Below are 9,793 nucleotides of genomic sequence, written 5' to 3'. Positions count from 1 at the left end.
TCAGCAAAGACTGCAAAACCGACAAAGGAGAAAGCTCGAAACTTGACGACAACCTGACCCAAAACCATCATCCACCCGGGTCAGTTCTCAGTGGAAACCCCGGGTCAGTTCTCCGCGGAAATCAACACGTTGGAACAGATTTGAATGATTTGCTGTCCCCACTGGTTCCTAACTGCTTGATTTAGCTTCTTTTCCAAACATCCTCCGGGCCCACCAAAGCTTTTGATTTTATTGGGTAAAACCTCGACCAAAACGTTCTGGCCCATTGTGGGCCTGGCGAAGCGTCAGGTCGCTGTTTTGTTCCCGGCTGCTCCGCTTACTTCAAGCAGGCGGTCAGGCGATGGTGAACCTGCAGGAGCCTTGCATCGTTTCGCCGGGCTGCAGCGGGACCAGGCCAGAGAGGCCCGGGCGATGGTGGCCGTCGACGCCGTGCGTCATCGGCTCGAAGCAGAAATAATCGTCTTCATATGTCGGGTCGAATTTCCGGCTGGAGACGAAGACCATGCATCGCGAAAAGATCGGATCGGCCTCGATGACGAGATGCGAACTGGTTTCGGGCCAAAAAATTTTGGCGCGGCCGGTCCAGCCCTCGAACTCGGTGTTCATCCAGCGGCCTGACGGCGACCGTCCTCGCGAAAAATCCATCGTGTCGTGAACTGCTTCGCTGCGGAGTGGAAGAAATGCGGCGTCCTGGAGCCAGTACCGCTCGGCCGCGAAGGTCAGGACCGTGCGGTTGGTAAGCGGGAAGAAGGGATGCAGCCCCAGGCCGTAAGGCAGGGTACGTTCACCTTGATTGGTGACCGAAAGCGACACGGTCAGCGCCCGCTCGGTCAGCGTGAAGCGCTGTTCAGCGCGATACTGGTAGGGACCGCCAGCGTCGTGACGATATTCAAGGGACACCGTGTCCTGGCTATGGGCAAGCTCGGTCCATGAACCGAGCCATCCGTCGCCGTGGAGGTAGAGGGGATCGGTGGCCGTGTTGGCGGAAATATTGTAGAGGGTGCCATCGAAGACGAAAGTGTTGTCCCTCAGTCGATTGCCGAACGGCACCAGCGGGAAGCAGAGCGGTTGTCCGCGACCGGCCCGGCCGCGGTGAAACAAGGGAACTTCGCCGCCGGCGGCGGTACGGGCGAAGCGCATGACGCTGCCGCCCCGCGCGTCGATGTTGGCGACCAGCGAGCCGCTTTCGAGATGAAACATGCCAGGGGTCGCTTCCTGAAACATCATATGATATCGCGTTTACATAAGACGTAACGCCACTTACAACATCCAGCAATGGAGCGTCGTCGCTCGCGAAAGGATTTTTCAGTGGAATCACCCGTCTCCGCAGATGCGCTTGCCTGGGGTCCGTCTGCCGATCAGCGAGGCGCCACGGTGCACGATGCCGTCGTCAACGTTCTCGGCAGCCGCATTCTCGCTGGTGAATACGCTCCCGGCGAGGCCCTGCCGCGCGAGGACGATCTGTGCGCCATGCTGGGCGTCAGCCGCACCTCCGTGCGCGAAGCCGTCAAGGTCCTGTCCGCCAAGGGCTTGGTCGAGGCGCGCCGCCGCGCCGGCGTCAGGGTCTTGCCGCGCGAAAGCTGGCGCCTGCTCGATCCGGTGGTGCTGAGCTGGCACCCCGCCATCCAGGACGACCAGGAACTGCTGGCGGGACTGCTGGAAGCGCGCCGAATATTCGAGCCGGCCGCGGCGGAACTCGCTGCCCGGCGCGCGACCGGGGCCGACCTTGCCGAGATCGAGCGAGGCTACCAGGCCATGGTTGCCGGCATCCCGCACGATCCGGCTGGAGTCTGCCAGGGCGACCTTGCCTTCCACAAGGCGGTGATCGCCGCCAGCCACAATGTGGTGCTCAGCGGGCTGGTCGGCATGCTGGAGGCCGCGCTGCGGGCAACCTTCATCGTCACCAATCCGCTGATGGAAGCGCAGTCGCGCGCGCTCTCCGCGCATAAGGCGGTGCTCGACGCCATCCGGATCCGCGATACAGCCGGCGCGCGCCTGGCCATGAACCGGCTTCTGGATATCGCTGCGGACGATCTGCATCTGACGCCGTAGCGACGCCTTGACGGCATTTTAGATCATATGATAATTCGCCATCATATGATCTAAGGCTCTCGGGAGGAGCTCCGGTTGAAAATCGTGTCGATCAGCACACGCGTGGTGAACGCGGAGATGCGCAACTGGGTGTTCGTGCGCGTCGAGACCGATCAGCCAGGCCTCTACGGCTGGGGCGAGGCCACGCTGGAATGGAAGACCCAGGCCGTCGTCGGCGCGGTGAACGACCTCGCGCCGCTGCTGATCGGGCGCGATCCGCGCGACATCGAACAGGCCGCCCGCATCCTCAAGAAACACTCGTTCTGGCGCCTCGGCGTCATCGGCATGTCGGCGGTCTCGGGCATCGAGCTGGCCCTGTGGGACATTATGGGCCGCTGGCTGGGTCAGCCGGTCTGGCGGCTGCTGGGTGGCAAGGTTCGGGATCGCGTCAAGGTCTACACGCATCTCGGCCTGGGCGACATGCGCGCCGTCTACGAGTCGCTCGACGAGGAACCGCTGGTCAGGCGCGCCACCGAGGTCGTGTCGAAGGGCTATCGCGCGCTGAAGGCGGTGTTCATCCCCTATACCCACTATTACGCGCCGCTGCCGGAGGTGGACAAGGTCGGGCGCCTGATGGAGGCCCTGCGCCGCGCCGTCGGGCCGGAAGTCGAGATCATGGTCGACTTCCACGGCAGGCCGGCCTCTGCCGCGACCGCGCTTGCCTATATCGATGCATTGACGCCCGGTCGGCCGATGTTCGTCGAGGAGCCGCTGCCGCCCGGCGAGACGGCAGCACTTGCGCAGGTGGCGGCCAAGTCGCGTGTGCCGATCGCGTCAGGAGAGCGGCTGGTCGACCGGCCGGAGTTCGATGATCTGTTCAAGGCGCGCGGGGTCGACATCGTCCAGCCGGACATCTGCCATTGCGGCGGACTGCTGGAGGCCAAGAAGATCGCGGCGATGGCGGAGGCGGTGTCGATCGGTGTGGCTCCACACAATCCGCTTGGCCCCATCGCCGGGGCGGCGGCCCTGCATTTCGCGGTCTCGACGCCTAACCATCTGATCCAGGAAGAGATGGTCGGCGCCGTGCCGTGGTATTTCGAGGTGGTCAAGGGCCCAATCAGAATGGTCGACGGCTGCTGGCAGGTGCCGGACGCGCCGGGTCTCGGTGTTGAAGTCGACGAGGCAGTCGCCGAGAAACATCCCTACCGGCCCGAAGTCATGCATACGACCAACGCCGTCCTCCCGGACGGCACCATCGTGGACTGGTGACCATGGTCGGCCGGCTCGATAAAAAAGTGGCCGTCATCACCGGCGCCGGGCGCGGCATCGGCGAGGCCACAGCACGCGCCATGGCGGCCGAGGGCGCGATCGTCGTGATCGCCGAGAAGGATGCGGAAAGCGGCAGCCGGGTGGCGGCGTCATTGACCGACGGCGGCGCGCGGTCCTTGTTCATCGAGACCGATGTCGCCGACAGCGCGTCCTGCGAGGCGATGGCTGAAGGCGCGCTCAAACAATTCGGCAGGATCGACATCCTCGTCGCCAATGCCGGCATCAATGTCTTTCACGAGCCGCTCGAAACCTCGGAGGAGGAATGGCGGCGCTGCTTCGCGGTCGATCTCGACGGCGTCTGGTATTCGGCAAAAGCGGTGCTTCCGGCGATGAGGAGCCGGAAGGCCGGTTCGGTCGTGGCGATCGCGTCCTGCCATTCCTTCGCGATCATTCCGTCCACCTTCCCTTATCCGGTGGCCAAGCACGGCCTGCTGGGGCTGGTGCGCGCGCTCGGCGTGCAATACGCGGCCGACGGCATCCGCGTTAACGCCATCGCGCCCGGCTACATCGAGACGCAGATCGCCGTCGACTACTGGAACACCTTCGCCGACCCCGAGGCCGAGCGCCGGCGGGCCTACGATCTCCATCCGCCGCGCCGGATCGGCAGGCCGGAGGAAGTGGCGATGACGGCGGTTTTCCTGGGCAGCGACGAGGCACCCTTCATCAACGCGGCCTGCATCGTCATCGATGGCGGCCGTTCCGTTCTCTACCACGAATGAGGTTTCGCCGGCGGCCGGTCGCCGGAGGCAAGAAAGCCCGATCGTTACCGGACCGAGATCGTCAAGGAGGAGAGTTATGAAAACGATGTTGAGGGCAGGCCTGCTGGCTGCCGCCACCGCCGCCATCGCGCTGACCAGCCAGGGCGCCAGCGCCCAGGACAAGTTGAAGTTCGGTTATATCAACAAGATGGGCGACCATCCCTGGTTCGTCCGCGAGGTGCAGGGCGCCAAGGACAAGGCGGCCGAGCTCGGCGTTGACCTGCTTGTCCAGGACGTGCAGTTCGACGCCAATCTGGCCGTCACCACCTTCGACACCTATGTCGGCGACGGGGTGAAGGGCATTGCCGTCGTCGTTCCCGACCGCGCGCTCGGACCAGTCGTCGCCGACAAGGCCAAGGCCGCCAAAATCGGCCTGATCGCGGTCGACGACGACATCGCCTTCGCCGACGGCGCGCCGGTCGCCTATGTCGGCATGAACGCCATGAATATCGGCAAGCAAGTCGGCACCGAGATCGCCCGCATCCTCAAGGAGGAGGGCTGGGACAAGGATCTGTCCAAGGTGCGGATCGGCTCGATCGAGGACCAGAAGGCGGATACCTGCATGCGGCGCAACCAGGGCGCGCGCGAGGCGCTGGTTGCCGCGATCCCCGACGCCGAATCCCGCATCCTGTCCATCCCCTACGACAACACCATGGTGAACTCGATCGACGTGGTCTCGACCACGCTGACCGCCAATCCCGACGCCGAGAAATGGGTGTTCTTCTCCTGCAACGACGACGGCGTGCTGGGCGGCGTGCGCGCCACGGAGAATGCCGGCCTGCCAGCAAGCAATGTCGTCGGCATCGGCATCGACGGTTCGCGGTCCTGCGAGGCTTTCGCCTCGGGCCAGCCGACCGGCTTCCGCGGCACGATGTGGCTGGACAGCGCCAAGCACGGCGCGGCGGCCATCCAGGCGCTCTACGACGAGGCCAACGGCAAGCCGATGGCCAAGGAGTATTTTCAGGACGCCACCCTGATCAACGCGGCGAACTTCGGCCAGTACAAGGACACGCTGGGGTGCAAGTAACGGGCATCCTCCGCCGCACGGCGCGCGCGGTTCCCATTGGAATCGCGCGCCGATGAGCCACGAGTACGCCGTCGAGGTCGTGGGCGTCTCGAAGCGCTTTGGCGTCGTCCAGGCGCTGCGCGACGTGTCGGTCGGCTTCGCGGCCGCAACGGTGACGGCGCTCGTCGGCGAAAACGGCGCCGGCAAGTCGACGCTCATGCGCATCCTGGAGGGCGAGCACCAGCCGGACAGCGGGCACGTCCTTGTCGATGGCAAACTCGCCGCACTTTCCTCGCCGCGCGCCGCGCATTCGCTCGGCATCCGGGTGATCCACCAGGAGCCGGAGATCATCCCGGAGCTGACCGTCGCGGAAAACATTTTTATCGGCGACATGCACTCGCGCGGCGCGGTCTTCCTCGATCGCGCCGATTTGATCCGCCGCACCGGGGACCTGCTGCGCACCTTCGCCATGGACGAGGTGCTGTCCCCCACGCAGCGATGCGAAGGGCTGAGCCCTGCGCTGCGGCAGCTTATCGAGATCATGCGGGCGCTGCGGCCTGGCGCGCGGCTGATCGCCTTTGACGAGCCGACGTCGTCCCTTACCGAGGACGAAGCCGGACGCCTGTTCGGCGTGATCCGCCGCCTCAAGGCCGATGGCGTCGCCATCGTCTACATCTCGCATCGGCTGCGCGAGATCGTCGGCCTTGCCGACCGCTGCGTCGTCATGCGCGACGGCCAGCGGGTGGCCGACGAACCGATGGCGCATCTGGACGAGGCCAAGATGGTCCGCCTCATGGTCGGCCGGCCGGTCAGCGACCTGTTCAACCGCCGCGAGCGCACGCTTGGAGCGGTGCTGCTCAAGCTGTCCGGCGTGGCGACGTCAAAAGTCCACGATGTCAGTTTTGAAATCCGCGCCGGCGAGATCGTCGGCCTGGGTGGTCTGGTGGGGGCGGGGCGTACCGAGGTCGCCCGCGCCATCGTCGGCGTCGATCCGCTTGTCGCCGGCGGCATGGAGGTGTCGGGCGCCGCGTATCTTCCGCGCGAACCGTCCGACTCGGTGCGTGCGGGCATCGGCCTGGTGCCGGAGGATCGCAAGCAGGAGGCGCTGCTGCTGCAGCAGTCGGTGCGCGACAATGTCAGCCTGGTGGTGCCCGACAAGATTTCGCGCCTCGGCTTCTTCAGCCGCCGCAAGGAGCGGGCGCTGGTCGATCACCATGTCTCCGAACTGCGGGTAAAAACTCCATCGATCGACCAGGCGGTCGCAAAACTGTCGGGCGGCAACCAGCAGAAGGTCGTCTTCGCCCGCTGGCAGGCGCGGGGGCCGAAAGTGCTCATCCTCGACGAGCCGACGCGTGGCATCGATGTTGGGGCGAAGGCCGAAATCTACAGGCTCATCGAGAGCTTGGCCGACCAGGGCCTCGCCATCCTGCTGATCTCCTCCGAAATGCCCGAGCTTCTCGGCCTCGCCGACCGGGTGATCGTCATGCAGGACGGCACGGTGAGCGGCGAGCTAGCTTGGCAGGACGCCACGGAAGAGGCGGTGCTGGCGCTGGCGATGCGCCCCGAGAACGAGTTGCGGGAAAGGAAAGCATCGTGACCGCCGACATCTCCAGCGCTCGCCCGGTGTCAAAGAACTGGCTCAGCCGCATCGGCGCCCAGAATGTCAGCCTGCTGATCGCGCTGGTCGTGCTGCTCGCCATATTCGGCGCGCTTCGCCCCGACGTGTTCTTCACGCCGCGCAACCTCATCAACATCGGGCTCGCCGTCACCATTCTCGGCATCCTCGCCATGGCCCAGACCGTCGTCATCGTGTCCGGAGGGCTGGATATCTCCGTCGGCTCGATCGTCGGCTTGAGCACCATGGTGCTGGCCGTCGCGGTGCAGGAGACGGGCTCCATACCCCTGGGCATCCTCGCCTGCCTTGCGGCGGGCCTGCTGGCAGGCGCTGTCAACGGCCTGATCATCGTCTACGGGCCGGTGAACGCGGTCATCGCGACGCTCGGCACGATGTCGGCATTCCGCGGGCTGGCCTATCTGATGAACAACGGCAACTCGATCCCGATCGTCGGAGATGGGCTGCGCCTGCTCGGCACCGGCACGCTGCTTGGCCTGCCTTTCGCTATCTGGCTGCTCATTGCCGTAATGGCGGCGTTCATCGTCTTCACCCGCGAGACGATCGTCGGACGGAATATCTATGCGATGGGCGGAAATCCGACTGTCGCCCGGCTCGCCGGCATCGCGGTACGGCGCTATCAGGTCGGCATCTACGCCATGAGCGGTTGCGCGGCGGCGGTTGCCGGCATCGTGCTTGCCGGCCGCACAATGTCCGGCCAGCCGGCCTCGGGCAGCCAGGGTCTCGAACTCGAGGCGATCACGGCGGCCATCCTCGGCGGCTGCGCCTTGCAGGGCGGCAAGGGCACCATCATCGGCGCCATGCTGGGCGTGCTGATCATCGGCGTGCTGAACAACGGCATGATCCTGACCAGCGTGCCGACCTTCTACCAACTGCTCGCCAAGGGCGCCCTGCTGATCCTCGCGGTGATCGTCCAGGAACGCCAGCGCGCGCGGACCGGGGAATAGCGATGCCGCTCGGCCGTTTCAGTCAAATCCTGGGCAGCCTCGGCGCCGTCTGGATCGCCGTCGCGGGTCTTTATGTCGTGTCGGGGCTGCTGTCGCCGGCCATGTTCAGCACGGCGCAGGTGATCAACATCCTGCAGGTGGCGTCTTTCCTCGGCGTCATCGCCGCCGGCCAGACGATCGTCATCCTCACCAGCGGCATCGATCTTTCGCAGGCTGGCGTGGTGACGCTGACCAACATCGTCGCGGCCAGCCTGATGGCGGGCCTCACCGAGAACATCCCGCTGGCCATCTTCATGGTCGTCTTCCTGGCGCTGGCCGTCGGCGCCCTCAACGGGCTCCTCGTGGCCGCGCTGGGCATCACGCCGCTGATTGCCACGCTCGGCATGAACTCGATCCTGTTCGGCGCGGCACTGGTCTACACCGGCGGTGCGCCATCGGGCGGGACGCCGGCGTCGTTTCAGTGGCTCGGCAACGGCGCTCTGTTCGGCATGCCGGTTCCAACGCTGTTCTGGATCGCGCTTACCTTGGTGCTCCTGGTGACTACCCGGAAGACAGTCTGGGGCCGGCGGCTCTACGCCACCGGCGCCAATCCCCGCGCCGCGGGCATGATGGGCGTGTCGACGCTCCGTATAAACCTCTCGGCCTATATGCTGTCGTCGCTGACGGCCGCGCTTGGCGGCCTGCTGTTGACGGCCTACACCGGCTCGCCTTCGCTCGGCATCGGCAACCAGTTCATGCTGACCTCGGTGGCCGCCGTGGTCGTCGGCGGGGCGGCGCTGACCGGCGGGGCGGGCAACGTGCTGGCGACAATGGGCGGCGCCGTCTTCATCGCCGAACTGTCCAGCTTCACCAACATCATTCGCGTATCGAGCGGCACCCAACTGGTGGTGCAGGGCCTGCTGATCCTCGTCAGCGTGCTTGCCTACCGCGCGCTGTCGATGTCGCGTCGTACGGGTTCGGACAACTGAGCCGACTTACTGCAAACGGAGGAAAGCAGCATGAATACCTATTTCCACTCTTCGATGAGCCGCCGCGCCGTCCTGCGCGGCGCGGCGGGACTGGCCGCCGGCGTGGCGCTCGGCACACGGGCATTCGCCCAGGAGGGCGCGCAGCTTGCGCCCGTCGGCGCGATGGTGAAGGGCACGGCAAAACCCGGGCCCTATCGCATCGGCTTCTCCAACGGATTTTCCGGCAATTCCTGGCGCGCCATGGCGATCGCGGCGCTGCAGGCGGAAGCCAAGAAGACGCCCGACATCGCCGAGTTCATCGTCGTCGACGGGCAGGGCGACATCAACAAGCAGGTCAACGACATCGAGACGCTGGTGAACCAGCAGGTCGACGCGATCCTGGTCATCGCCAATTCCGGCTCGGCGGTCGCGCCGGTGCTGAAGAGTGCGACCGACGAGGGTGTGGTCACCGTGCCGTTCAACCTGCCCGTCGATGGAGATGGCTGGAGCACCTATGTCGGCACCGACCCGGTCAAGAAGGGCGGCGTCCTGGGCAAGTGGCTCAACGACGCCCTGGGCGGCAAGGGCAAGGTGGTGGCGCTTGGCGGCCTGCCGGGCAATTCCTACACCGCCGCCGGCTGGGAGGGCGCGCAGAAGGCGTTCGCCCCGGGCATCGAGGTGCTGACCTTCAAGGATGCCTTCTGGGAAGAGGACAAGGCGAAGGTCGTCATGGCCGATCTGATCGCGGCCTATCCGGAGATCGACGGCGTCTGGTGCGACGGCGGGCAGAACGCGGCCGGCGCCATGAAGGCTCTGCTCGCCGCCGGCAAGCCGCTCGTTCCGGTCACCGGCGACGACTACAACGGGCTCCTGAAGCTCTACAAGGCCGAGAAGCCGAAGCAGCCGAAATTCGACATCGGCCTGATGTCGGAGCCGACCTGGCAGGGCATCTTCGCGCTCCGCGCCGCGGTCAGCCTGCTCAAGGGCGAGGAAGTCGCCAAGCAGCAGATCCTGACGCCGTCGCTGATTACCGCTGCGAACTATGAAAAATACCTGCGGCCCGACCTGCCGGACGGCGTGTTCGCCGACACCTCGCTCACCGACGACGAACTGCGCGCCATCTTCAAGTCGTAAGGCGGATC

At 65.5% G+C, this 9,793-nt stretch carries 9 protein-coding genes; 8 read left to right on the top strand and 1 reads right to left on the bottom strand.

Features of this window, described 5'->3' with window-relative positions; all coding sequences use genetic code 11:
- Positions 1-333 precede the first annotated feature (333 nt).
- Entirely contained in the window at positions 334-1,200 is an 867-nt protein-coding gene (locus ACH196_RS03650) for an aldose 1-epimerase (RefSeq protein ID WP_396645019.1), read from the bottom strand.
- A 108-nt stretch (positions 1,201-1,308) separates the two neighbouring features.
- Between ACH196_RS03650 and ACH196_RS03645 the strand changes: the two genes are divergently transcribed.
- The 8 genes from ACH196_RS03645 to ACH196_RS03610 all read left to right on the top strand — a co-directional run bounded on the left by ACH196_RS03645 (position 1,309) and on the right by ACH196_RS03610 (position 9,785).
- Positions 1,309-2,052, top strand: a complete 744-nt coding sequence (locus ACH196_RS03645; RefSeq protein ID WP_396645017.1) for a FadR/GntR family transcriptional regulator — start codon at positions 1,309-1,311, stop codon at positions 2,050-2,052.
- 84 nt (positions 2,053-2,136) lie between these two features.
- Positions 2,137-3,300: a galactonate dehydratase gene (gene dgoD / locus ACH196_RS03640; RefSeq protein ID WP_396645028.1), complete on the top strand. Its 1,164-nt coding sequence runs from the start codon at positions 2,137-2,139 to the stop codon at positions 3,298-3,300.
- Between the two features lie 2 nt (positions 3,301-3,302).
- Positions 3,303-4,079: an SDR family oxidoreductase gene (locus ACH196_RS03635; RefSeq protein WP_396645015.1), complete on the top strand. Its 777-nt coding sequence runs from the start codon at positions 3,303-3,305 to the stop codon at positions 4,077-4,079.
- Positions 4,080-4,155: 76 nt separating this feature from the next.
- The gene (locus ACH196_RS03630; RefSeq protein ID WP_396645013.1) at positions 4,156-5,145 is read left to right on the top strand and encodes a substrate-binding domain-containing protein; all 990 of its coding nucleotides are present in this window, start codon (positions 4,156-4,158) and stop codon (positions 5,143-5,145) included.
- Positions 5,146-5,197: 52 nt separating this feature from the next.
- Complete coding sequence (locus tag ACH196_RS03625; protein WP_396645012.1) at positions 5,198-6,721, top strand: sugar ABC transporter ATP-binding protein; 1,524 nt, start codon at positions 5,198-5,200, stop codon at positions 6,719-6,721.
- Positions 6,718-7,704, top strand: coding sequence for an ABC transporter permease (locus ACH196_RS03620; RefSeq protein WP_396645010.1), 987 nt, complete (start codon positions 6,718-6,720; stop codon positions 7,702-7,704). Before ACH196_RS03625 ends, ACH196_RS03620 begins: the two co-directional genes overlap by 4 nt.
- 2 nt (positions 7,705-7,706) lie before the next feature.
- Positions 7,707-8,672, top strand: a complete 966-nt coding sequence (locus ACH196_RS03615) for an ABC transporter permease (RefSeq protein ID WP_396645009.1) — start codon at positions 7,707-7,709, stop codon at positions 8,670-8,672.
- A gap of 30 nt (positions 8,673-8,702) precedes the next feature.
- On the top strand, positions 8,703-9,785 hold the full coding sequence (locus ACH196_RS03610) for an ABC transporter substrate-binding protein (protein ID WP_396645008.1): 1,083 nt from the start codon (positions 8,703-8,705) through the stop codon (positions 9,783-9,785).
- The last annotated feature ends 8 nt before the right edge of the window (positions 9,786-9,793 follow it).

Source organism: Mesorhizobium sp. IMUNJ 23232 (assembly GCF_044326205.1).
GTDB lineage: Bacteria > Pseudomonadota > Alphaproteobacteria > Rhizobiales > Rhizobiaceae > Kumtagia.
Note: the sequence above shows the minus strand (reverse complement) of the source record. Positions and strands in the feature narration are given on the sequence as shown.